This window comes from Phaeobacter sp. SYSU ZJ3003, assembly GCF_041300735.1.
Classification (GTDB): domain Bacteria; phylum Pseudomonadota; class Alphaproteobacteria; order Rhodobacterales; family Rhodobacteraceae; genus Phycobacter; species Phycobacter gallaeciensis_A.
Genome location: NZ_PXNU01000151.1, coordinates 1 through 923 on the forward strand (window position 1 = coordinate 1; position 923 = coordinate 923).

Below are 923 nucleotides of genomic sequence, written 5' to 3' on the forward strand. Positions count from 1 at the left end.
CGGCAGTCCAGCCGCCGATGCCATGTTCGGGATCGGTGGTCAGGTTCGGCGGATAGAAGGTGCCGAATTCCGTCTTCAGCGGCGCCCCTCCGGCCAGCGGGGCGCCGCCCGCTTCGAAATTCGAATGGCAGGCGATACAGCCGCTGGCACGTGCCAGGTAAGCACCCCGGTTAACGTCGCCCTCGGTCGTGATCGGCTTCGGAGCGCTGCCGACCGGCCACGCGATCACCGCGGTCAGGACAACGGCAACACATGCCGCCGCCCCGCCAGACAAAAATGCGACCCGGCGCATGCTCAGTGGTCTTCCGCCCGGAACCGGGAATGACAGGCCGAGCAGACCTGTGTCGTCATCGCAAAGGCCGCATCTACAGGCATCGCGGCGATATCTTCTGCACGCATCATCCCGGCACCGCCGCCCATTATACTGGTGCCTGACCCCATCATGGATCCGTTGCCCATCATCGACCCCGATCCCATTCCGGAGCTATTCCCCATCATCGACCCTGCGCCCATTCCTCCGCCACCAGCGAGGCCATTCCCGGCAGCGCCCTCCAGGCCCTCGGCGTAGATTGCCAACTGCCGTGCCAGCGCCGCGAACCGATCCCAGTCTGCCCAGACCGCATCCTTGGCCTCGGAAGGGGCACCGCCAGACCCTTTAGGGAAAAGATCGGTCAGGGCCTCGCCTGCGTGTTTCTGGAAAATCCGGGCTGTGCTGCGCATGGCGGCGGCATCATAGGTCCTCTCGCCACGCATCATCGGGGTGACCGCCTTCACGGCATCCCCCATTGCCTCCATCGATTCCATCCGATCCCTGACGATGCCCTTGGCATTGCCGTGCGCAAAGGCTGCGACTGCCGTGCCGGTGATGACGATTGCTGCCAGAATGGGTGTTGTCTTCATCGTATCAATACTCCGTTGATGCT

General features: G+C 63.8%; 1 protein-coding gene and 1 pseudogene. Both read right to left on the bottom strand.

The genetic code is table 11. From position 1 onward, the window contains the following. Positions 1-292 (bottom strand): annotated as a pseudogene (locus tag C6W91_RS21165) (cytochrome C); the annotation flags it as partial. Between the two features lie 2 nt (positions 293-294). After that, positions 295-923, bottom strand: a 629-nt coding sequence (locus C6W91_RS21170) for a cytochrome c (protein ID WP_370571614.1), incomplete at its 5' end; no start/stop codon positions are given.